The organism is Streptococcaceae bacterium ESL0687, assembly GCA_029392475.1.
In the GTDB taxonomy this organism is placed as follows: domain Bacteria; phylum Bacillota; class Bacilli; order Lactobacillales; family Streptococcaceae; genus Floricoccus.
On sequence record CP113940.1, the window covers coordinates 468661 to 492090 of the forward strand.

The window sequence follows — 23430 nt, forward strand, 5'->3', positions numbered from 1 at the left end:
TTACATATATAATTTTTTTAAGTAGACTATGTAAATGTTGATAGATAATCATCAGAATATTGAAAAAATTATTGAGGAGAAAACACATGGCACAAGTACTTGCAGTAAAAGGACACCCACTTGATGGGGATAAATCAAAATCAGTAAAAGTATTTGAAGAGTTCTTAGGAACCTATAGTGAAGCAAATCCTCAAGATGAGGTTAAAGTAGTTGACTTATATGCGGAAGATTTTCCAGAAATTGATGCAGATATTTTATCTGGTTGGGGACTTCTTCAAAGTGGGGCAGAATTTTCTGACCTAACACCTGATCAACAAGCTAAGATTGGACGTTTTGCTCAGTCGACAGAAGAATTTTTAGCAGCTGATAAGGTTATTGTGGCAAATGGTTTATGGAATCTAAATATTCCTACCCGTTTAAAAGCTTGGTTTGATACAATTAACGTTGCAGGTAAAACCTTTAGATACACAGCTGAAGGACCAGAAGGTCTTGCAGGAGATAAAAAAGTTTTACATATTCAAGCAAGCGGTGGAGTTTATGGTGGTGAAGATCCAGCAGCCCAATATGTAAAAAATATCTTTAATTTCATCGGTGTAAATGATATTGATACTATCTATATTGAGGGAGCTGACTACCAGCCAGAACGAACAGAAGAGATTGTTGGCCAAGCTATTAGTAAGGCTAATGATTTAGCTAAGAAATTTTAATCTAAATACTCCCTGGTTAAATAGAATTTTTAACTAGGGTTTTTTAGTTATTAAAAATAGGTAAATAATTTATGAAAGGAAATTAATCTGCTAGACTGGAATGGGAGAAAATTAGATTTACTTGCTTAAATTATAAGGAGATTTATGATGAAATATCCAAAGAAATTAATTGACCAAGTTACAAGGGCGAGCCAGGGTTTTACCATGGAGGGTTTTTTACCAGGCCAGGGCAATGAGAATGCAAAGCTTATGCTTTTAGGCGAGGCGCCTGGAAAAACAGAGATTGAAAATGGAATTCCTTTTAGTGGTCAGGCAGGTGTTTGGTTTGATAGTTGGCTTAAGCTTGCAGGACTTAAACGGGAAGACCTTTATATTTCAAGTACTGTTAGAAGTAGGCCTTATACTATACGGAAAAAGGTTAGTGAAAAAACTGGAAAAATTACCGAAAGCTTTCCTAATAGAACACCCAATAAAAAAGAAATACTTGCCCACGCTCCCTTAGTTGATTATGAAATCATAAAAATCAAACCAAAATTTATTGCTCCGATGGGGAACATCGCCCTAAAAAGGCTATTGGGAGATAAGTGGAAGGTATCAGACTGTCACGGACAAGTTATTAAATCACGAATTCTTAAGCTTAATGAATCTTTTAGTAGCTATGAATGGACAGAGGAAGAGTACACTATTTTTCCCCTTTATCATCCAGCATCAGTTATTTATAAGAGAAGTCTTAATGAAATTATTGAACAAGACTGGATAAACCTATCTAATCTTTTGAAAACATAAAAATCCTTAGGGATTTTTTTGTTGCCTTTTAAAGTGCTATAATGGGAGGAAACGTGGAGTTAGTTAAGGAGGATTTAGATGTCCATATTAAAATATACGAAAAAATATAAGAAGCAACTTTTTTTGGGCCCTGTTTTCAAATTTCTTGAGGCAGTTTTTGAGCTTCTCTTACCCCTTTTGATGGCCTCTATGGTTGACCAGGGAATCCAAAAGAATAATTGGGCCAAGGTTGGAGAGTTAACCCTAGGTATGCTTGGTCTATCTTTATTAGGCCTTATAGCAGCGGTTATCTGCCAGTATTATGCTTCGGTTGCTTCCCAGGCCTTTGGTACTGAGGTTAGAAATGCCCTAATGGCAAAGATAAATAAATTATCTTATAAGGAACTGGATAAGTTTGGCTCAGATACCCTTATAACGAGGATGACAAATGATGTAAACCAGGTTCAACTGGCCCTGGCCATGTTTATTAGACTTCTAATTAGGGCTCCTTTTTTAAGTATTGGTTCAGTTATTATGGCCTTTTACATTGACTTTCAAATGGGTTTAATTTTTCTAGCCCTGCTTCCTATTTTCTGTTTGATTCTTTTTCTGATAACTGTTAAATCAGTTCCCCTTTATTCCAAGGTTCAAAAAAGACTTGATGGGATTAATCGTTTGGTCAGCCAAAATCTGTCTGGTGTTCGGGTTATTAGAGCCTTTGCCAGAAGGGGAAGTGAAGAGGAGGAATTTGATCAGGCCTCAGACAAGCTAGCAGATATTTCCCTAAAAGTTTCAAATCTTTCAGCTCTTTTAACCCCAATGACTACCTTGATTATGAATCTGGGTATTATTGGAATTTTTTACCTGGGAGGATTTAAGGTTAATCTGGGTAATTTAGAGCAGGGACAAATTTTAGCTCTTGTTAATTATATGAACCAAATGCTTTTAGCCCTTATTACAGTATCTTACCTAGTTGTAATTTTTACTAGGGCCTATGCTTCTGCAAAAAGGATTGATCAAATTCTTGTTTCACCTGTAAGTATTGACAGGGAGTCAAGTGACGGTCTTACTGCTACTGGCGGGAAAGTAAGTTTCAAGGATGTTGATTTTAGATTTTCAGCTGATTCAGGCCTTGCTTTGGAAGGAATTGATTTTACCATTGATTCCGGAGAAAGTTTGGGTATCATTGGACCGACAGGCTCTGGAAAGACCATCTTAACTCAATTAATACCAAGATTTTATGATGCATCAGCTGGAAGTGTTGAGGTTAATGACATTGATGTAAAAAAATGGAATTTAAATAAATTGAGGGAGCTTATGGCTGTGGTACCTCAAAAATCAGTCCTCTTTTCAGGGACTGTTAAGGATAATCTTCTTTTAGGAAAAGAAGATGCAAGTGAGGCAGACTGCTGGGAGGCCTTGAGGCTTGCTCAGGCTGAAGATTTTATTAAGAATTTACCTGAAGGTTTAATGACTGAAATTTTTGAGGGTGGTAAGAATTTTTCAGGGGGACAGAAGCAAAGATTGACCATAGCGCGTGCCCTAATTAGAAAACCTAAGATACTAATTCTTGATGATTCTCTAAGTGCCTTAGACTATCAAACGGAGTACAATTTAAGGCAGGCCCTTAAGGAAATAAACTGCACGATTATAATTGTTTCCCAGAGGTTAAAATCAATTGAGGAAGCCCGTGAAATCTTAGTTCTTGACAGTGGAAAACTTGTAGGTCGTGGTAGTCATAAATATCTACTTGAAACTTGTGATTTATATAAGGAAATTGTAGATTCTCAGAGGGAGGATAAGAATGACTAAAGCTAAAGAAAATACCAATAATCATAAACATTACGGAGCTTTTAGGGATTTCCTTCCATATATTTTAAAATACAAGTGGGAAAATTCTGCAGCTGTTGCCCTTGGTCTTCTTTCAGGGATTACCTCGGTCTATTTAACCTATGAAATCGGCCAGGTAATTGACCAGATGATTGGAAAAAATGAGGTTAACTTTACAAATCTTAGTAAAATCATCTTAATTTTTATTGGACTGGTCCTCCTAACAAGTGTTAGCCAGTGGTTAATTCAAGTCCTAGGAAATAGGGTTTCTTATTTATCTGTTGGAGATCTTAGAAAGGATACCTTTACCAAGTTAAATAGCCTGCCTTTGAGCTATTATGATACCCATCCTCATGGTGATATAAGTAGTAGGTTTACAAATGATATGGATAATATCTCCCTGGCTGTAAGTTCTATCTATAATCAGATATTTTCAGGTCTTGCTGTTATCTTGTTGTCTTTAGTTACCATGCTCAAGATGAATGTTAGTTTAACTCTTGTTGTTCTGACGGCAACGCCTGTAATTTTTCTAACAAATTGGCTGGTTGCTAAGGCTTCGCAAAATGATTTTATAAACCAACAGGCTCTGGTCGGTCAGGTTTCAGCCTTTGTCAGTGAAAGAGTGGGAAACCAGAAGTTAATTCAGGCCTTTCAAGCTGAGGATATGGACCAGAGGACATTTGAAAAGATTAATCAGGACCTTTATGTTAAGGGGCAGAAGGCTCAATTTTCATCCTCATTAACTAATCCTCTGTCTCGTTTTGTTGATCACCTGGCTTATGTGGCTGTAGGTTTTGTTGGTGCCTATCTGATTTTGATTGGAAAAAGTAGCATAAGTGTCGGGCTTATCTCAAGTTTTACTATTTACGCCTCTCAGTTTACCAAGCCCTTTATTGAAATCTCAGCCTTAATAACACCTATTCAAACAGGTCTTGTTGGAATTAATAGAGCTTTTGCTATTTTGGGAGAAAACTCAGAGTCCTCAGATAAAAATCTGCAGGTTTTGCAGGATGTAAAAGGTCAAATTATCTTTGAGGATGTTGATTTTTCATATAGGCCAGATAAGCCTCTAATTCAAAATTTTAATTTTCAGGCTAATCCGGGGGATAAGATTGCTATTGTTGGAAAGACCGGTGCTGGAAAATCAACCTTGGTTAATCTTCTGATGCGTTTTTATGATGTTGATGCAGGATCTATAAAGATTGATGGTCATGATATTAGGACAGTTACACGAAATAGTTTAAGAAGAAACTTTGGTATGGTTCTTCAGGATACCTGGTTGATAGATGGAAGTATTAGGGATAATTTGATCTATGGTAATCCCCAGGCAAGTGACCAGGAGATTAATGATGTTCTTAGGGAAACTTACATGTATGACTTTGTAAAAAGACTTCCCCACGGGCTTGATACACTTATTGGAGAAGAAGGAATGAAAATTTCTGAGGGACAGGCCCAATTATTTACCATAGCAAGGGTCATGCTTAGCCACCCTAAGATGTTGATTCTCGATGAGGCAACAAGTTCTGTTGATAGCTTGACTGAGGAAAAGATTTCTGAGGCCTTTTTAAAAATGATGGTTGGAAGGACAAGTTTTATTATTGCCCACCGGCTTGCGACCATTAAATCAGCCACTAAAATAATTGTCATGGATCAAGGAAAAATTGTGGAGCAGGGAACCCATGCTGAACTTTTGAAAAATAAGGGTCAATACTATCAAATTTATGAATCTCAATTTAAAAATTAAACTCTAAGGAGTTTAGTTTTTTATTTTATCAAATTTTTTGTAAGCGTTATTAATACGATAACTTTTTATTTGCTTAGTCATATTATTTTTAATAAAATTACATGAATAAATACTGTTAAATAGACGGGATGGGGATAATATGAAAAAAAGAAATATGGTTATTTTTCAGGGCTTTGAGTGGTATTTACCCAACGATGGTAAACATTGGAACAATCTAGCTTCAAAGGCTAGCCAGCTCAAAAGCCTAGGTTTTTCGGCTGTTTGGTTCCCACCAGCATCAAAGGCTTCTGGGGGTCGGGATGACGTGGGCTACGGAGTTTATGACCGCTATGACCTTGGAGAATTTGAACAAAAGGGGACCCTTTTAACTAAATATGGCTCTAAGGATGACTATTTGTCAGCCATTAAGACCATCCATGATTATGATATGGAAGTATATGCTGATATTGTTTTCAACCAGATGCTTGGAGCTGATGAAACGGAAGTTGTTCCAGCTGCAAAGTATAATCCCAATAATCGTAACCAGGAAATTTCGCCAGAGGAAAATATTGAAGCTTGGACTAAGTTTACCTTTCCGGGACGCGAGGGAAAGTACAATGATTATATTTGGACCTGGAAAAACTTTTCTGGAGTTGATTATGATGCGCGTACCAAGTCACATGCTATTTTTAACTTTGATGACAGAGGGTGGAATCAGGATGTAGACTGGGAAAATGGGAATTATGACTACCTTATGGGTTGTGATTTGGATATGTCATACGAGGAGACTGTAGACCAGCTAGACCAGTGGGGTAAGTGGCACTTGGAACTTACAGATGTTGATGGCTATAGACTTGATGCTGTTAAGCATATCGAATTTGACTATTATGTGGACTGGCTTTTGAAGCGAAGAAGCGAGAAGGGTGTCCACATGTTTGTTGTGGGTGAGTATTGGTCAGATGACTTATCAAGACTAGTTGATTACCTAAATTCATCAGGCAATATAATCCGTCTTTTTGATGTCCCCCTCCATTATAATTTGTACAATGCGGCTAAGTCTGATGGATCATTTGACATGAGAAATATTTTAAAGGGAACCTTGATTGAAGATCATCAGGACTTTTCGGTAACCTTTGTTGATAATCATGATACCCAGCCGGGACAGAGTCTAGAATCCTGGGTCGAAGGCTGGTTTAAACTCCATGCTTATGCTTTAATTCTTTTGAGAAAGCAAGGGGTGCCAGTTGTTTTTTGGGGCGACTTGTACGGTATTCCGTCCCAGGGAATTAATCCTGTTGGTTCCGGACTTGAAACTCTTCTCAAACTAAGATATAAGATTGACTTTGGCAAGCAGGTTGATTATTTTGATGACCCAAATTGTATTGCCTGGGTTTTAACAGGGGATTTCAACGAGGACTATTCTGGAATTGTTGTTATTATGACTAATGGAGGAGATAATCAAAAGGAGATGACTGTTAGTGCCCTTCATAGGGACAAGGTATTTGTTGATATTTTAAAAAATAATGGCAGCAGAGTTACTCTTGATAGAGACGGAAAAGGGGTATTTCCTGTAAATGGAGGTCAAGTATCAGTTTATGTGCAAGAAGATTTGGCCAGGGAATTGTAGTTAGGTTTGGTTGAGCTAAATCTTGCAATCACTTTATGATATAATGTCAAAGGGGCCCTGGAGATAAATTTTTCCAGGTAGATAAGGAGTATTATGATTGAATTTAGGTATGCTAAAAAAGAGGACCTGGGCCGAATTGTTGAAATCTATAATCAAGCGGTACCAACAAGACTTTCAACTGCCGATTTGGAGCCGATTGAGGTTGAATCTCGTATAGGTTGGTTTGAAGCTCATAACCCGGACAAACGTCCACTGTGGTTAATTATTTACCAAGGTCAAATAGCCGGTTGGATGAGTTTTTCCGATTTTTATGGTCGGCCTGCTTACTCAAAAACAGCAGAGATATCAATTTATTTGGATACTTCCTTTAGAAGATTAGGACTTGGTCAAAAGGCTCTAACCTATGCTGAAAGTCAAGTGAGTAGATTGGGAATCGATACTTTACTGGCCTTTATTTTTGGTCATAATCAAGCCAGTCAGAAACTATTTTTAAAAAATTGTTTTACCCCGTGGGGGCATTTGCCTCAAGTGGCCTTAATGGATGAAAAATTATATGACTTAGATATTTTAGGGAAATCATATATTAAAAAACATTCCTAAAATGTGGAATAAGCTTATTTATTAAGCCATCTTTGAAAATGAAATATTTTAGGGTATAATTAGGATGGTGTTTTTAAGAAAAAGACATAAGGAGATAAGTTTTTGAAAGAAAAGAAGGATAGCAAGGGATTTTCGAATGAAAGTTTTAGGGAGAAAATTTTAGCCCAACTTGAAGAGAATAGGAAAAAAGCATCTCAATTTGATGATGACCTATTTGAAGATTCTAGTATTAAAGAGGATGTTTTATCAACTAAAGCAGATGATAGCTTCTCTAAATCAGAGGAAAAAACCACAGAATTAAAGGAAGCACCTGTTGCTTCAATTAATGATAGCTATGTGCAGTCAAGAATTTCAGAACATGAAGCATTTAATAAATCTGAAAAACTTGAAAATGCCTTTGAACCAGATCACGCTACTGAACAGGTAACCATTGGTGAAATCGAACCAGAACTTGAAAAAGTTGTAGTTGAAGAACTAGCTGATCTTAAAGAAAAAACATCATTTAAGGATGTTTCCAAGGTTATGGCATCTGAAGTAGAGGCTGACGATACGGATGAATCTAATCAAGCAAGTCAGGCACAAATCAAAAAAGAGGAGGACAGTCATATGGAAAATAAAAGTTCTGATATGAAGGAGCCTTCTAACAGAGAAGATTCAAGGAACTATGAAAATGCCTATTTTGAACCATTAGATAGGTCTAGCGAGAGAACTGAATATACAAGAGCCAATAGGAAGAAGCAGAAGAGCATTGCTCGAAAAATAATTACGGCTATTTCTTTAATCCTTTTAATCTTACTAGCTGTAGCTGGATTTATGGGCTACAGATATATTGAAAGTTCATTGGGACCAATGGATAAAAACAATGAATCTTATGTAACAGTTGAAGTTCCCAATGGATCAAGTAATAAGCAGATTGGTTCCATTCTTGAAAAAAATGGCATAATTAAAAGTGCTACAGCCTTTCAGTACTATACAAAGTTTAAAAGCCAGAGTAGCTTTAAGAGTGGTTACTATAACTTTAGCCCAAGTATGAACTTAGAAGCCATTACTGAAAAATTATCAGAGGGTGGAACAGAGCAACCTCAAGTTCCAAGTCTTGGTAAGGTTACTATCCCAGAAGGTTATACTTTAGAGCAGATAGCTGAAGCAATCACTGTTAATGCAGGATCAAAAGATAAGGATGCAAGTCCGTTCTCTAAAGATGATTTCTTAAAAGTTGTTTCAGATGACGCTTTTATTAATCGTATGAAGGAGAAGTATCCACAGTTAACAGAGACAATGGGCCAAAAAGGGGAAGTTAAGTATCAATTAGAGGGCTATCTTTTCCCAGCAACTTATGAATATACTAAGGACTCAACCGTTGAATCTTTAGCAGAGGAAATGGTTGCGGCTATGAATACAGCCTTGATTCCATTTTATGAGCAAATAAAGACTAAGAATCTAACGGTTAATGAAGTTTTAAGTCTTGCTGCCCTTGTTGAAAAAGAAGGAGCAAATGACGAAGACCGCAGAAATATTGCCCAAGTTTTCTACAACCGTTTGACCCTAGGAATGCCTCTTCAAAGTAATATTGCTATTCTTTATGCTGAAGGTCGCGCTGGTCAAAAAACGACCCTTAAAGAAGATGCAACTATTGACACTAACATTGATTCGCCTTATAATCTATATATTCATACAGGTTTTGGACCGGGACCAGTTGCTAACCCAGGGCTAGCAGCAATTAAGGCTACTATCAATCCTAAGGACAATAATTACCTTTATTTTGTTGCAGACGTAACAACTGGTAAGGTCTATTATTCTGAAACCTTGGAAGAGCATGAAAAATATGTAAAACAATACGTGAACGACCAAGTTCAATAGAAAAGTGAAGGAAGATAACATGGCTGAAAAAACATTTCCAATGACCATTGAAGGTAAGGAAAAACTTGAACAGGAATTAGAAAACCTAAAATTAGTTAAGCGTCCTGAAGTGGTAGAGCGTATCAAAATTGCTCGTAGCTACGGAGACCTTTCAGAAAATAGCGAGTACGATGCAGCAAAAGATGAACAAGCCTTTATTGAAGGACGTATCTCAATTGTTGAAAATCAGCTACGCAATGCTGTAATTATTGACAGTGATTCAGTTGATAAAAATGAAGTTGCTCTTGGAAAAACAGTAACCTTCCAAGAACTTCCTGCAGGAGACATTGAAACATATACAATCGTGGGTAGTGCTGAAGCTGATCCATTTACTGGTATGATTTCAAATGAATCACCGATTGCCCAAGCCCTTGTTGGCCGTAAGATTGGTGACATAGTTAAGATTTCACTTCCATTTGGAGAAATTGAAGTCAAGATAACTGAAGTAAAATAAGATAGAGGGCCCACTTAATAGTGGGTCTTTTTAGTGGAGGTTAAAATGAATGTAGTACAAGAATTGACAAGGATTTTTAGTCACTTAATTTTTATATACCTGTCTTTTAATATTTTATCCAAACTAGATTTTAATAAAATTTTTAAGAGTCATACTGATTACCGAATTATTCAACTTTTTGTTATATTTTTGAGTGTCTCAATAGGTTTTTTAACCAGTAATTTTCTCTTAGAAGTCTTAGACTTCTCAAGGGATATCTTTACGCACATTTGATGTAATTTTACTTAAAATATGGTATAATATTCGTAATTATACTACGAGAATGAGGCCGATAAAATATGCAAGATAAGCACTTGAAAGATGTAAATTTAGCCCAGGAAATGAAGACTAGTTTTATCGATTACGCAATGAGTGTAATTGTGGCTCGTGCTCTACCTGACGTGCGTGACGGACTTAAGCCGGTTCACCGCCGTATTTTATACGGAATGAATGAACTTGGTGTAACCCCTGATAAACCGCATAAGAAATCTGCCCGTATTACAGGGGATGTTATGGGTAAATACCACCCACACGGAGACTCAGCCATCTATGAATCGATGGTAAGAATGGCTCAGTGGTGGAGTTACCGCAATATGCTGGTTGATGGCCACGGAAACTTCGGTTCAATGGACGGAGACGGAGCAGCTGCCATGCGTTATACCGAAGCTAGGATGAGTAAAATCGCCCTTGAAATGCTTCGTGATATTAACAAAAAGACTGTCGATTTTGTTGATAACTATGATGGGACTGAGCGGGAACCCGTAGTTCTTCCAGCCCGCTTCCCCAACCTTTTGGTTAATGGAACAACTGGGATTGCAGTTGGGATGGCAACAAATATTCCGCCTCATAATTTGGGTGAAACAATTGATGCTGTAAAATTAATGCTGCAAAATCCTGAAGCAACGACTAAAGAGCTGATGGAAGTCCTTCCAGGGCCAGATTTCCCAACAGGAGCCTTGGTTATGGGACGTTCTGGTATCCACAAGGCCTACGAGACTGGTCGTGGATCAATTATCCTTAGAGCCAAGACCCATATTGAAACTACGGCAACAGGTCGTGAGCGAATTGTAGTTACTGAGATTCCTTACATGGTTAATAAGGCCAAACTTGTAGAACGTATTGGGGAATTAAGCCGCGACAAGCGAATTGAAGGCCTTACAGCCCTAAGAGATGAGTCTAGCCGAGATGGTATTCGCATTATCATGGAAGTTAGACGGGATGCGAGTGCGAGTGTTATTTTAAATAATTTATTTAAACTGACTAACCTGCAAACAAGCTTTGGTTTCAATATGCTTGCCATCGTTAACGGGGCACCAAAAATTCTTGGTCTAAAAGAAATTCTTGAGCACTATATCAACCACCAAATTGAGGTGGTTGAACGCAGAACCCGTTTTGACAAGGCCCGTGCAGAAGCCCGTGCTCATATCTTGGAAGGACTAAGAATTGCTCTTGATAATATTGATGCAGTAATTTCAATTATTCGGGAAAGTGACACGGATGCTCGTGCTCAAGCGGAGCTTATGGAGCGTTTTGGTCTATCTGAACGTCAAAGTCAGGCAATTTTGGACATGCGTTTACGCCGCCTGACTGGTCTTGAAAGAGATAAAATTGAGAAAGAATACAATGAGTTGATTGCCCTAATCTCTGATCTTTCAGATATTTTAAGTAAACCAGAGCGTGTTAGAACAATCATTGAAGGTGAACTTGATGAGGTTAGAAAACGTTATGCGGATGATCGCCGGACTGAGCTATTAGTTGGCGAAGTTATCTCGATTGAAGATGAAGATTTAATCGAAAAAGAAGAAGTCTTGATTACCCTTTCTAAAGATGGTTATATCAAGCGTCTGACCCAGGATGAATTTAGGTCTCAAAAACGTGGTGGTCGCGGGGTCCAAGGTAGCGGCTTAAATAATGATGACTTTATCAAGCATCTTATTTCGACCAATACCCATGATAATCTTCTCTTCTTTACTAACCTTGGACGAGTGTACCAACTTAAGGGTTATGAAATTCCTGAGTATGGTCGTACTGCTAAGGGACTGCCTTTAGTTAATCTTTTAAAACTTGATGAAGGTGAAAAAGTTCAAACGGTAATCAATGTTGAAAGATCAGCTGAAGATAAGTATCTCTTCTTTACAACCAAGAAGGGACTAGTTAAGAGAACGGAAGCTAGTTTATTCTCTAATATTAGGCAAAATGGTCTAAAGGCTATTAGTCTACGTGAAGAAGATGAATTGACTAGTGTTCTTTTAACAGATGGAAACCAGGAAATTATTATCGGTACCCACAATGGGTATGCCATTCGCTTCAAGGAAGAGACCATTAGGAATATGGGACGCAGTGCAAGTGGAGTCCGTGGGATTAATCTACGTGAAGAAGATTATGTTGTTGGAACAAGCTTGATTTCTGATGATAAAGAGGTTCTCGTAATTTCTGAAAATGGTCTTGGAAAACGAACAGGTGCCAAGGAATATCCAACCAAGGGCCGTGGCGGTAAAGGTGTTCAGGCCATGAAGATAACTTCAAAAACTGGAAAACTTGCAGGCCTTGCAACTGTAAATGAAGGTGAGGATGTAATTGTCATTACCAATACAGGGGTTATTATTAGAACAAGTACGGATAGTATTTCTCAAACTGGGCGTTCTACTCAGGGTGTTAAAATTATGAAGTTGGATGCTGCAGCTAAGATTGTTGGTTTTACCTTGATTGAAGCTGAAACTGCTCCCCTTGAAGATTAGGGATAGATAAGAAATGATTGTTTGAATCATCAGATTATTCATAGGCGACAGCCTGTGAATTTTTTGATATAATGACAAGAGAATTTAGATAGGAATGTGGTGTAAAGATGGCAATAAAAATTGTAACAGATTCAACAATTACAATTGAACCTAATTTGATAGAAGAACTAGATATAACGGTAGTTCCATTAACGATTACAATTGATGGAGTTTCTTATCAGGATAGTGATTTAAATCAAAAAGAATTTTTACAAAAAATGGCTGCCAGCAAAAACTTACCTAAGACCAGTCAACCGCCAGTAGGTTTATTTGCGGAAGTTTATGACAATTTAGGCGCAGATGGAAGTGAGATTATTTCTATTCACTTGACCAAGGTCTTAAGTGGTACAGTGGAATCGGCAAGACAGGCATCAAACATCTCAGATTCAAATGTTACAGTTGTTGATAGTAAATTTATTGACCAGGCTTTAAAATTCCAAGTTGTAGAAGCAGCGAGACTAGCAAAAGAAGGAGCAAGTAAGGAGGAGATCCTTGCTGCCATTGAAAATATTCGTAGTCGTTCGCAATTATTTATTGGTGTTGCCACCCTTGAAAATTTGATCAAAGGTGGTAGGATTGGCCATGCAGCAGGGCTAGTAGGTAGTTTCTTAAATATTAAGCTTATCCTAAGTTTGAGTGACGTAAAACTTGAACAAGAGGTTAAGGGACGCGGTAATAAGACCTTCCAAAAGTGGGTTGATGAATTTGCAGCCAGCCTTGAGGGTAAAAAAATAAAGGAAATTGGAATATCTCATGCAGATAATTTATCCTTTAGTGAACATATAAAAGAAGTCCTTCAACCCTATGTTAAAAATCCAATTACAATTTTGGAAACAAACTCAACTATAACAACTCATGCTGGACCTGGCGCATGGGCTGTTATGGTTGAATATGAATAAAGCTATCTTAAGATAGCTTTTTCTATTATCAAGAAGATTAAGAGGCAAGATGGAAAATAAGAATATTAGAAAAATATCGAAGGAAAAATATCTCCTTCTTAAAAAAAAGAAAGCTGATAAAAAAAGCAGTCCTAAAGCGAAGTCAAGGAATGTTTGGAAGTACTTTTTTATTGTTTTACTAGGACTAAATTTGGCTGGAGGTGGCTTTTTGGCCCTTAAGGTATTTGCCCCCTGGTCTCAACCTACAATCACTATGGAAAATGAGGGAGACCACGATCTAGAAGTTGCAAGTAGGGTGGCTAAAGTTGAAATGACAAGCTCAGAGCTTAATCATGTGGTCAATTATTACCTAGAGAAAAACTATAAGAGTAAAAATTATAACTTAAATATTGCAGATAAAATTACCTTAACTGGTAGTTACCAGTTCTTTTTTGCCAAGTTTCCTCTCACTATAACCTTTGTTCCTCAAGTACTAGACAATGGAAATGTTGAATTGGTAGTTGATAGTCTGACAGCTGGTAGCCTTAATCTTCCTAAGGAAAAGGCCTTAACTTATATCAAGGAGAGTTATAAATTTCCTAACTTTATTGTGGTAAACCCTAGCAAGGAAAAAATTACAATTGACTTATCAAATTTATCTCTAGATGATGGCTTTATCGTTGAAGCCAGTCAAATTGATTTGAAGAACGAAAAGATTGTTTTTGATTTACTTCAGAAATGATAAAAAGCCCGCTCAAATATGCCAAAGACCCTATAATACTTGCCTTGTAGGATATTATTTGTTAGAATTATAGTGCCTAAGGGTAAACAATAAAAACAATTTCGGAGGAAATTAATAATGGCTAACAAGCAGGATTTAGTAGCAAAAGTTGCAGAAAAAGCTGAACTTACTAAAAAAGACGCAGAACTTGCAGTAAACGCAGTATTTGCATCAATTACAGACTTCCTTGCTGAAGGTGATAAAGTACAACTTATCGGTTTTGGTACTTTTGAAACTCGCGAACGTGCAGCACGTACAGGACGTAACCCTCAAACAGGTAAAACTCTTGAAATCGCTGCAACTACTGTACCTGCCTTCAAAGCTGGTAAAGCTCTGAAAGACGCAGTAAAATAATAAAACGAAGAATTCCAGGCCTTGCTTGGGATTTTTTTATTGGTAATTTTTGGCACAACAAAAGCATTCACCCAAATTTACCGGTAAATGCTTCCTACTGCGAGTAATAATCATCCATGATTAATCGCTATCTCCTATATTGTTTTTTCTAGTTCAGCTACGGCTTGCTCGATAGTTGTACCTGTTGCGAAATGATTAGAATTATTTCTGTCAATTACCACAAATAAATTAAGGTCAGTATCAAGAGTTACGCGGTAAGCTAAATCATTTTTGTAGAATGTCATACGCATTCTCCTTTCTTGGTATAGATTTTGAAAGGCGGTATTTTCTACGAAATTCCTCCCTGAGTATAGCATCTAAAAAAATGATTTGCAAATATTTAGGCCTTGAGACTTGGAAGAAGGGAATTTTCCCTTTAAATAACATAAGAATCAGTAAAGTGAGAAAAAATCACAATAATTTGGTATAATTGAAAAAATATAAATATTAGGAAAGTAAGCTGATGAATAAATTATTAAAGGATTCAAAAAGAATAGTCGTAAAAATTGGAACAAGTTCCTTAATTCATGAAAATGGAAGTGTCAATCTTGAGAGCATTGATCAACTGGCTTTTTCTCTATCGGCCCTTCAAAAGAAGGGTAAAGAATTAATTCTTGTAACATCTGGGGCCATTGGGGTCGGCCTTGATAAGTTAAATCTTAAGGAAAGACCTAGTTCAATTCCTGAGCAGCAAGCAATAGCAGCCCTTGGTCAGGCAACACTTATGAGCATGTATGCACATAGATTTTCAACCTACAACCAGGAGACAGCACAAGTTCTTTTAACACGTGATATTGTCGATTTCCCGGTAAGTAGAGAAAATGTTACCAATACCATCGAGCAGTTAATTAAAATGGATATTATTCCAATTATTAATGAAAACGATACGGTTGCTGTTGAGGAAATGGACCACAAGACAAAATTTGGTGATAATGATAAACTGTCAGCCATTGTAACCTCACTTGTGAATGCAGATGTTTTGATTATGCTTTCAGATGTGGATGGTTTCTACTCAGCCAATCCCCTGGAAAATCCAGAAGCTAAATTACATACTAAAATCTCTAAGATTGATTCAAAACTGATGGAGCAAGCAGGTGAAACAGGATCACGCTTTGGTACAGGAGGCATGGTCAGCAAACTTAAGGCAGCGGATGTTGTTTTAGAAAATAATAAGGCTATGGTCCTTGCCAATGGACGTAACCCAAAGATTGTTTTAGATATTATAGCCGGAAAGAAAGTTGGAACTCTTTTTTATAAGGGAAGTCTAGGTCCTGGTCCTGAAGAATACATTGAAGGACTTGGAAAAAAAGCCCAGAAGGCAGCTCATGAATTAAGCCTTTTTGATGCTGACAGGAAGAATCAACTTCTTGAAAGGATGGCTGATGCCCTAGAAATCATAGCTCCTCAAATTTTAGAAGAAAACAAAAAAGATCTTGCTAGGGCAAGGGATAATCAAGTTTCAGAGACTATGGAAGACCGTCTTCTTCTAACTGAGGAAAGAATCAAGGACATGGCTGAGGGTATCCGTAAGGTAGCAGCCCTTGATGATCCAATTGGAAGTGTTGATAAGATGTGGCGTAATGCTGACAATCTACTGATTGGTAAGCAGAGGGTACCACTTGGGGTTATTGGGATTATCTATGAATCAAGACCTAATGTTACCACTGATGCGGCTTCTTTATGCTTTAAAACAGGGAATGCTGTTATCCTAAGGGGAGGCAAAGAAGCCTTCTATACCAATAAGATGCTGGTTGATATCTTGCGGACAGTTCTTACAGTAGAAGGTTGCTCGCCTTATGCCATCCAATTTGTTGAGGATACTTCTCATGACGTTGCTGATGCCATGATGAAGGCCAATGATTACCTTGATCTTCTCATTCCAAGAGGGGGAGAAGGACTTATTAAAAGAGTTAAGGATACGGCACGAGTTCCTGTGATTGAGACTGGTACTGGGAACAACCATGTCTACATTGATAAGGATGCCCAGCTTGATATGGCTGTAAAAATCGTCTTAAATGCCAAGGCTCAAAGACCTTCAGTATGTAACTCGATTGAGACAGTTCTTATCCATGAAGATATCGCCGAAGAAATTTTACCACTTTTAGAGGCTGAGCTAGTTAACAAGAAGGTTGAGATTCGTGCTGACCAAAGAGCTATGGCCTACTTAACAACTGCTATCCCAGCTGTTGATAAGGACTGGTCAACTGAATATCTTGACTATATTTTAGCCATCAAGGTTGTTGATTCAATTGAAGAAGCCATTGATCACATTAGTAAATACAATACAAAACACTCAGATGCCATCGTTACTGATGACTATTTTGCCTCGCAAAAATTCTTAGAGGAAGTTGATGCAGCAGCTGTTTATACTAATGCTTCAACTAGGTTTACAGATGGTTTTGTCTTTGGTTTCGGGGCAGAAATCGGAATTTCTACTCAAAAAATTCATGCAAGAGGTCCTATGGGACTTGATGAATTGACCTCGACTAAATATGTAATTTATGGAAACGGTCAGATAAGAGAATAAAAAAACTTGGAAATATTTCCAAGTTTTTTTCTTTAGTTTGAAAATATTTCATTTAATGGCTTGCTAAAGAAAAAAGGAAGTTGTATAATATCATTCGTGGATAAAATATATCTATAATAGACTGATGATATCTATAATTAAATTTATTTACTAAGAAAGGAGTAGCTATGCAATTTACCAAGGCATTTGAGCAGGGAGTATGTGTGATGGCCATGTTGACCACTCAAGATCCCAATATCCCTTTAGCCTCAAAAAGTATCCATAAACATCTTGGCGTTTCAATGACCTATATTCAGAAAATAGTTCGGAAACTTGTTGTTTCTAATCTTTTGGTCTCTGTATCAGGCAAGAATGGTGGCTTTCAGCTGGCCAGACCAGCAAGTGAAATTACCTACCTCGATGTTGTTGAGGCCATTGAAGGACCGATTGATACCTTCCCCAATACCAATTTAATTGGGCGGGTTTTAAGAGATATTGCTGATGATGCAAAAATAATTAAGGCAGAAGAAGCCCTTCATGAATCTTTTAGGCAGGCTGACGAATTGTGGAGGCAAAGTCTAGCTGCTAGAAAAATTGATGATCTTGTAAATGAATCTTTAAATGGGAAAGAATTTTATACTATTAATTGGAATGAAATCTCTCCTAAAAATGAGTTATTAGTTAAAAAAATTATTAAAAGGAGGCAGTAAAACTTGATTAGAGAAGAATTTAAAAAAATAAAATCAAATAAACTGCTCATGTCGACTGTCATAGTGGTGTCTTTCCTACCAATTATCTATGCAGGTGTATTCCTAAAATCCCTGTGGGATCCTTATGGGCACCTGAATAATCTTCCTGTTGCTGTTGTCAATGAGGACAGGGCAGCTGATTTTGAAGGTCAAAAACTTGATGTAGGAGATCAGGTGGTAGCCAATCTTAAAAAGAATGAACTTCTTGATTGGAATTTTGTATCAGCTGAGGAAGCTCAGGAAGGTCTAAAGGACAGAAAGTACTACATGGTAGTTACCCTACCTGAAGATTTTTCAAAAAATGCTGCGACAGTCTTAGATCCAGACCCTCAAAAATTAAATTTGAAGTATGAGACTAATCCAGGGGTTAACTTCCTTGGAGAAGTTATCAGTGATACAGCCATGGAGAAGCTGAAGGCCCAGGTTAATGAAAGTGTTAGTACTTCCTATGTGAAGGCAATTTTTTCAACCATTAAGACAATTGGTTCAAATATGAATCAAGCAGCAGACGGGGCTCAAAAGCTTAACGGGGGAGCAGAACAGCTTAATTCAGGTGTTAGTCAATTAAACGAGAAAGTACCAACCCTTGCTTCAGGAATTGACCAACTAAATTCAGGTGCTGCAACACTAAATTCAGGAGTTGGCCAATATACTGGTGGAGTTCATCAACTAGCTTCAGGAATCAATCAACTGGGTAGCCAAGTACCAACCCTTGCATCTGGTGTTAATCAACTAGATCAAGGAGCTAACAGCCTTAGTTCAGCCATTGGTCAGTACACCTCTGGAACAAGTACCCTTTCAAATGGCTTAAATACTTTAAATGCACAAGTACCAGCCCTTACATCGGCTATTCCAACCTTAAATAATGGGGCTCAAAGTCTAAGTCAAGGTTTAAATCAGCTGAATTCAGCCGTATCTGGAGAAGGTGGTCTTGCTGCAGGAGTTGCCGGGCTGGCAGCAGGCGCAGATCAATTATCAAACGGTCTATCAGCTGATAAGGTTGCAGCATTAAACCAATATGCAGACGGAGTTATCAATCTTGCAAATGGTCTTGAGTCAAGTAATTTAACAGGAACAATGGCTCAAATTAAAGCAAGTCTAACCTCAATTGGACAAAATCTTCAAGCTGCAGCTGGAAGTCTTCAAATTGCAAGCCAACCTGTTGATAAGTCAAATGAAGTTATTCAAGCCCTTGCCTCAACAAACGGTGGAAAGGGACTAACAGAAGAGGAAAAAGCAGCAGTTAGGTCAACTCTTAAAGTCAATAGTTCAGACAGTCAAGTTGCATCTGCCCTAGGACAAATTTCAGCAGCTGCAGTAAGCCTTCAACAACTAAGTGCTAGCCTCAATAACAGCAACATAAGTGCTCCGTCACAGGCTCAACTTGATGCTCTTAAACAAGGTTCAACAGGCCTTCAAGGTCTTTTAAGTCAAATGCCTGCAGGCCTACAAAATTTATCTGGTGGATTAAATCAATTGAACACTAAAATAACCGCAGATAATGGCCTTGCAGCATCTATAAGTGCCTTAAGTAGTGGTAGTCAAACCCTTGCTGGAGGTACAAATGCACTTAGTGAAAAAGTACCAACCCTTGCCTCAGGTATTAGCCAACTTGCAAGTGGAGCAAATCAGTTAAATGATAATTCTTCAGCCCTTAAATCAGGAGCAAGTACACTAGCAGGAGGCCTAACAAGTCTTAACGGAAATATCCCAACCCTTGCTGCAGGAGTTTCAACCCTTTCTAACGGAGCAACAACTCTTGACGGACAAGCTGGTACCTTAACTGGTGGAACTGCTAAACTTTCAGGAGGTCTATCAGAACTTGCTGGAAATCTTCCAACCTTAACTAGTGGAGTTAGCCAACTCTTGGGTGGAACCAGCCAACTAGTAGACGGTACTGATCAATTGGCAGACAAACTCAAGGAAGGTTCAGCTAAAATTTCAGCAACCAACCTAGCTGATAAGAACGCTACAATGGTTGCAGCTCCTGATGAACTTGAACATACTAAATATAGTAAAGTTCCAAACTATGGACATGCCCTTGCTCCTTACTTTATGAGTGTATCCCTTTATGTAGGAGCTCTTGTCTTTAACTTTGCCTATCCTATTAGAAAAATTGCTAGACGAAAAGATGCAACAGCTTATGGATGGTTTTCTAGTAAGGTAGTCCTAGGAGCCCTTGTATCAACTAGTATGGCTTTAATTATTGGTATCACTATGCAACTTTTAGGTCTAACAGTTGAAAGCCAGGTTCAATATTTTGGTATCCTTCTAGCTACCTCATGGGCCTACATGTTCCTTGTAATGTTCCTTGCTATGACCCTAGATAATCCAGGTCGTTTCCTGGCTATGCTTCTCTTAGTTTTACAACTAGGTTCAGCTGGAGGAATGTTCCCGATGCAAGTTGTTGGGAAATTCTATAACTTTGTTCATTCATTTGTTCCAATGACCTATTCAATTTATGGCTTGCGCCAAGCAATTTCTGGAGGGTTAGGTAATGGTCTATATGTAAGTTCCCTTACTATACTCCTGGTTCTAGCTGTAGTTCTTATTGGATTCTTGTACCTTTCAATGAAGAAACTTTTCAAAGAAGGTCAAGCAGGATATTCACAACTTGATCAAAATCAAAAACTGATGGATGATGATTACAGTTATGACGAAAAATATACTTTTTGGTAAAATTACAAAGTTAATTAGAAGAAATTCTAATTAGCTTTTTTTAAAAAAAATGAGTGAAATTTCCCTGCTTACATTCCTTACAAAAGACTTGCAATATCATGAGAATTAAGTATAATAGTAAAGTAATGGTAGGCTGATATGCCCAGGCTATCTGATTATATTTTATAAAAACCATAGGAGGCTTTTTTTAAAAATGGCAAAAGAAAAATATGACCGCAGCAAACCGCACGTTAACATCGGTACAATCGGACACGTTGACCACGGTAAAACTACACTTTCTGCGGCAATCTCTAAAGTATTAGCAGACAAACAAGGAATCGAAGCTACTGACTTCGCTTCAATCGATGCTGCTCCAGAAGAACGCGAACGCGGAATCACAATCAACACAGCTCACATCGAGTACGAAACTGACGCACGTCACTATGCTCACATCGACGCACCAGGACACGCGGACTACGTTAAAAACATGATCACTGGAGCTGCCCAAATGGACGGAGCTATCCTTGTAGTAGCTGCAACTGATGGACCAATGCCACAAACTCGTGAGCACATCCTTCTTTCACGTCAGGTTGGGGTACAATACCTAGTAGTATTCCTTAACAAAGTTGATTTAGTTGACGATGAAGAGCTTCTTGAACTTGTAGAAATGGAAGTTCGTGACCTTCTTTCTGAATACGATTTCCCAGGTGACGATACTCCAATCATCGCTGGTTCAGCTCTTGGAGCTCTTAACGGTGAACAACAATGGGTTGACAAAGTTGTTGAACTTATGGACACTGTTGATGAGTACATCCCAACTCCAGAACGTGATACTGACAAACCTCTTCTTCTTCCAGTCGAAGATGTATTCTCAATCACTGGACGTGGTACTGTAGCATCAGGACGTATCGACCGTGGAACAATCCACGTCAACGACGAAATCGAAATCGTTGGTATCAAACCAGAAACTTCTAAAGCAGTTGTAACTGGTGTTGAAATGTTCCGTAAAACTCTTGACGAAGGTTTCGCTGGAGACAACGTTGGGGTACTTCTACGTGGTGTACAACGTGACGAAATCGAACGTGGACAAGTTATTGCTAAACCAGGTTCAATCACTCCTCACACTAAATTCAAAGGTGAAGTATACGTTCTTTCTAAAGAAGAAGGTGGACGTCACACTCCATTCTTCGATAACTACCGTCCACAGTTCTACTTCCGTACAACTGACGTAACTGGTAGCATCAAACTTCCAGAAGGAATCGAAATGGTAATGCCAGGGGATAACGTAACTATCGACGTTGAACTTATCCACCCAATCGCCGTTGAACAAGGAACTACATTCTCTATCCGTGAAGGTGGACGTACTGTAGGTTCAGGTATCGTTACTGAAATCGAAGCTTAATTTTATAATTAAGATTTGATCTAAAGATATAGTATCTGTTGGTCGGACAACAGATGTATACCTTCTGAAAAAGACTCGGATTTATCCGGGTCTTTTTGTCGTCTAAAATTCCAATAAAAAAAGATGCCTAGGCATCTTTTTAAATTTCTTTTTTGGTAAAAACATCTCTATCAATCAGGCTATCCATTTGGAAGTAGAATTTATCTGCTAAAGGCTTATTGACCTCCTTGTTGAAAATGTTAATTTTTCTCATCCCACTCTTATCAGTTATAACCATCTTAAAGCCAGTTAGATTTTTGTTTACAGTGATTTTAAGTAAAAAACCATCAGCTGAATTTGGGGTAAAGTCAAGATTTCTAGTTAGTTCATAGTTTCCTGTTTTTGTCTCCCTAAAAGTTGTATCCTTAAGGGTGAATTTTTTAATCCCACTAGATAAGGTATAGATGTACTTACAGTCGTCTAAGTGAATTTCTTTTTCAAAAGCCATTTTAATCTCCTAATATTTTTTCTAAGTTTTGTACAAATTTTTTAAGGTCTTCAGAAGTGTTAAATTCTGAGAAGCTAATCCTTACATTTTCCCTTAATTTGGGACTGTTTTGTCCGTAAATTTCTGAAAGGACATGACTTGGCAAAGTAGCACCAGCAGTACAGGCACTTCCGGTAGAAACAGCAATTCCTACAAGGTCAAGTCTCATCAGAAGAAGGTCATGATCTATTCCTTCAAATCCAATATTTAGAACATGTGGAAGGGTTGGTCCAAATTGATTAAGGTAAAAATCAAAGTCCTTAAGTTCCTGTAAAAGATCTTCCTTTAGGTCTTTTACATAGTTAAAGTTAGATTCAAGATTTTCATTAGCTTCATTAAGGGCCGCGGCCATTCCAGAAATAGCAGCTAGATTCTCAGTCCCTGGTCGGTGGCTATTTTCCTGGTCGCCCCCATAAAGGAGTTTATCAAATTTATTTGTATCAGCATATAAAAATCCAACTCCCTTTGGTCCATGAAACTTGTGAGCAGAAGCTGATAGGAAATCAATGCCTAGTTTTTTAGGGAAAACGGGAATTTTCCCCATGGCTTGGACTGCATCAACATGGAAGGCAGCCTGATGATTACCTAAAAGTTGCCCAATTTCTTCAATAGGTAGAATGCTTCCTGTCTCATTATTGGCATACATGGTGCTGACAAGAATTGTATCAGGGCGAAGAGCTTTTTTGATAGAGTCCGCAGTAATTACTCCCCCTTCATTAGGTGAAACAAAGGTTACTTCAAAGCCATGTCTGTCTCTTAAGTATTCAAAGGTATGAAGGACTGAATGGTGTTCGATAGAAGTTGTTATTAGGTGCTTGCCCTTACCCTCATTAGCAAGAGCATAGCCTCTAATAGCTGTATTGTTGGCCTCGGTTCCCCCTGAAGTGAATATAAGGTCATCTGCCTTGACCTCTAAAATATTTGCAATAGTTTGGCGGGAATTTCTTAGGATTTTTGCAGCATCTCGCCCGTAACTATGGATGCTTGAAGGATTACCGAAATAATTTTTCATAACATTAATCGTAGCTTCAATTGAAGCCTGCGACATTGGTGTGGTAGCTGCATTATCTAAATAAACCATAAACCTCCTTAAAGTATAAAGGTTTAAGAGATAAT

At 37.9% G+C, this 23430-nt stretch carries 19 protein-coding genes and 1 pseudogene; 17 read left to right on the top strand and 3 right to left on the bottom strand.

The features are described 5' to 3' along the window. The first annotated feature begins 86 nt into the window (after positions 1-86). From OZX60_02485 to OZX60_02540, 12 genes are all read left to right on the top strand, one after another. Positions 87-707: an FMN-dependent NADH-azoreductase gene (locus OZX60_02485; protein ID WEV45616.1), complete on the top strand. Its 621-nt coding sequence runs from the start codon at positions 87-89 to the stop codon at positions 705-707. Between the two features lie 147 nt (positions 708-854). Next, positions 855-1493, top strand: a complete 639-nt coding sequence (locus OZX60_02490) for a uracil-DNA glycosylase (protein WEV45867.1) — start codon at positions 855-857, stop codon at positions 1491-1493. Positions 1494-1571: 78 nt separating this feature from the next. Further along, on the top strand, positions 1572-3284 hold the full coding sequence (locus OZX60_02495; protein ID WEV45617.1) for an ABC transporter ATP-binding protein: 1713 nt from the start codon (positions 1572-1574) through the stop codon (positions 3282-3284). Next, the gene (locus OZX60_02500) at positions 3277-5046 is read left to right on the top strand and encodes an ABC transporter ATP-binding protein (GenBank protein ID WEV45618.1); all 1770 of its coding nucleotides are present in this window, start codon (positions 3277-3279) and stop codon (positions 5044-5046) included. The genes OZX60_02495 and OZX60_02500 overlap by 8 nt, the downstream gene beginning before the upstream one ends. Before the next feature lie 139 nt (positions 5047-5185). Beyond that, positions 5186-6652, top strand: coding sequence for an alpha-amylase (locus OZX60_02505; protein WEV45619.1), 1467 nt, complete (start codon positions 5186-5188; stop codon positions 6650-6652). Between the two features lie 93 nt (positions 6653-6745). Next, entirely contained in the window at positions 6746-7252 is a 507-nt protein-coding gene (locus OZX60_02510) for a GNAT family N-acetyltransferase (protein ID WEV45620.1), read from the top strand. Positions 7253-7354: 102 nt separating this feature from the next. Next, the gene (gene mltG / locus OZX60_02515; protein WEV45621.1) at positions 7355-9112 is read left to right on the top strand and encodes an endolytic transglycosylase MltG; all 1758 of its coding nucleotides are present in this window, start codon (positions 7355-7357) and stop codon (positions 9110-9112) included. A gap of 19 nt (positions 9113-9131) precedes the next feature. Continuing rightward, positions 9132-9605: a transcription elongation factor GreA gene (greA, locus tag OZX60_02520; protein ID WEV45622.1), complete on the top strand. Its 474-nt coding sequence runs from the start codon at positions 9132-9134 to the stop codon at positions 9603-9605. Positions 9606-9943: 338 nt separating this feature from the next. Further along, complete coding sequence (gene gyrA, locus OZX60_02525; GenBank protein ID WEV45623.1) at positions 9944-12382, top strand: DNA gyrase subunit A; 2439 nt, start codon at positions 9944-9946, stop codon at positions 12380-12382. 107 nt (positions 12383-12489) lie between these two features. Next, on the top strand, positions 12490-13320 hold the full coding sequence (locus OZX60_02530; GenBank protein ID WEV45624.1) for a DegV family protein: 831 nt from the start codon (positions 12490-12492) through the stop codon (positions 13318-13320). A 49-nt stretch (positions 13321-13369) separates the two neighbouring features. Further along, positions 13370-14041 carry a YpmS family protein gene (locus OZX60_02535; protein WEV45625.1) on the top strand — a complete coding sequence of 224 codons (672 nt, stop codon included), beginning with the start codon at positions 13370-13372 and terminating at the stop codon, positions 14039-14041. 117 nt (positions 14042-14158) lie between these two features. After that, complete coding sequence (locus OZX60_02540; GenBank protein WEV45626.1) at positions 14159-14434, top strand: HU family DNA-binding protein; 276 nt, start codon at positions 14159-14161, stop codon at positions 14432-14434. A 134-nt stretch (positions 14435-14568) separates the two neighbouring features. On the opposite strand, the gene OZX60_02545 is transcribed toward OZX60_02540, so the two are convergent. Further along, positions 14569-14718 (bottom strand): hypothetical protein, encoded by a 150-nt coding sequence (locus OZX60_02545; GenBank protein ID WEV45627.1) that lies wholly within the window; start codon positions 14716-14718, stop codon positions 14569-14571. A 218-nt stretch (positions 14719-14936) separates the two neighbouring features. On the opposite strand from OZX60_02545, the pseudogene proB reads away from it, so the two are divergent. From proB to tuf, 5 genes and pseudogenes are all read left to right on the top strand, one after another. After that, a pseudogene (gene proB, locus OZX60_02550) lies at positions 14937-15668 on the top strand (glutamate 5-kinase). A 93-nt stretch (positions 15669-15761) separates the two neighbouring features. Continuing rightward, on the top strand, positions 15762-17000 hold the full coding sequence (locus OZX60_02555) for a glutamate-5-semialdehyde dehydrogenase (protein WEV45868.1): 1239 nt from the start codon (positions 15762-15764) through the stop codon (positions 16998-17000). A gap of 167 nt (positions 17001-17167) precedes the next feature. Beyond that, on the top strand, positions 17168-17689 hold the full coding sequence (locus OZX60_02560) for an Rrf2 family transcriptional regulator (protein ID WEV45628.1): 522 nt from the start codon (positions 17168-17170) through the stop codon (positions 17687-17689). A gap of 3 nt (positions 17690-17692) precedes the next feature. Continuing rightward, positions 17693-20407 (top strand): YhgE/Pip domain-containing protein, encoded by a 2715-nt coding sequence (locus OZX60_02565; GenBank protein ID WEV45629.1) that lies wholly within the window; start codon positions 17693-17695, stop codon positions 20405-20407. A gap of 193 nt (positions 20408-20600) precedes the next feature. After that, positions 20601-21788: an elongation factor Tu gene (gene tuf, locus OZX60_02570; protein ID WEV45630.1), complete on the top strand. Its 1188-nt coding sequence runs from the start codon at positions 20601-20603 to the stop codon at positions 21786-21788. A 139-nt stretch (positions 21789-21927) separates the two neighbouring features. On the opposite strand, the gene OZX60_02575 is transcribed toward tuf, so the two are convergent. Together OZX60_02575 and OZX60_02580 are read right to left on the bottom strand one after the other, a co-directional pair. Then, positions 21928-22275, bottom strand: a complete 348-nt coding sequence (locus OZX60_02575; GenBank protein ID WEV45631.1) for a DUF1831 domain-containing protein — start codon at positions 22273-22275, stop codon at positions 21928-21930. Between the two features lies 1 nt (position 22276). Beyond that, positions 22277-23395: a cysteine desulfurase family protein gene (locus tag OZX60_02580; GenBank protein WEV45632.1), complete on the bottom strand. Its 1119-nt coding sequence runs from the start codon at positions 23393-23395 to the stop codon at positions 22277-22279. Positions 23396-23430: the final 35 nt, after the last annotated feature.

Coding starts and splice junctions, on each gene's coding strand:
- OZX60_02485 (WEV45616.1), top strand. CDS start 87: ATGGCACAAGTACTTGCAGTAAAAGGACACCCACTTGATGGGGATAAA.
- OZX60_02490 (WEV45867.1), top strand. CDS start 855: ATGAAATATCCAAAGAAATTAATTGACCAAGTTACAAGGGCGAGCCAG.
- OZX60_02495 (WEV45617.1), top strand. CDS start 1,572: ATGTCCATATTAAAATATACGAAAAAATATAAGAAGCAACTTTTTTTG.
- OZX60_02500 (WEV45618.1), top strand. CDS start 3,277: ATGACTAAAGCTAAAGAAAATACCAATAATCATAAACATTACGGAGCT.
- OZX60_02505 (WEV45619.1), top strand. CDS start 5,186: ATGAAAAAAAGAAATATGGTTATTTTTCAGGGCTTTGAGTGGTATTTA.
- OZX60_02510 (WEV45620.1), top strand. CDS start 6,746: ATGATTGAATTTAGGTATGCTAAAAAAGAGGACCTGGGCCGAATTGTT.
- greA (WEV45622.1), top strand. CDS start 9,132: ATGGCTGAAAAAACATTTCCAATGACCATTGAAGGTAAGGAAAAACTT.
- gyrA (WEV45623.1), top strand. CDS start 9,944: ATGCAAGATAAGCACTTGAAAGATGTAAATTTAGCCCAGGAAATGAAG.
- OZX60_02530 (WEV45624.1), top strand. CDS start 12,490: ATGGCAATAAAAATTGTAACAGATTCAACAATTACAATTGAACCTAAT.
- OZX60_02535 (WEV45625.1), top strand. CDS start 13,370: ATGGAAAATAAGAATATTAGAAAAATATCGAAGGAAAAATATCTCCTT.
- OZX60_02540 (WEV45626.1), top strand. CDS start 14,159: ATGGCTAACAAGCAGGATTTAGTAGCAAAAGTTGCAGAAAAAGCTGAA.
- OZX60_02545 (WEV45627.1), bottom strand. CDS start 14,718: ATGACATTCTACAAAAATGATTTAGCTTACCGCGTAACTCTTGATACT.
- OZX60_02560 (WEV45628.1), top strand. CDS start 17,168: ATGCAATTTACCAAGGCATTTGAGCAGGGAGTATGTGTGATGGCCATG.
- tuf (WEV45630.1), top strand. CDS start 20,601: ATGGCAAAAGAAAAATATGACCGCAGCAAACCGCACGTTAACATCGGT.
- OZX60_02575 (WEV45631.1), bottom strand. CDS start 22,275: ATGGCTTTTGAAAAAGAAATTCACTTAGACGACTGTAAGTACATCTAT.
- OZX60_02580 (WEV45632.1), bottom strand. CDS start 23,395: ATGGTTTATTTAGATAATGCAGCTACCACACCAATGTCGCAGGCTTCA.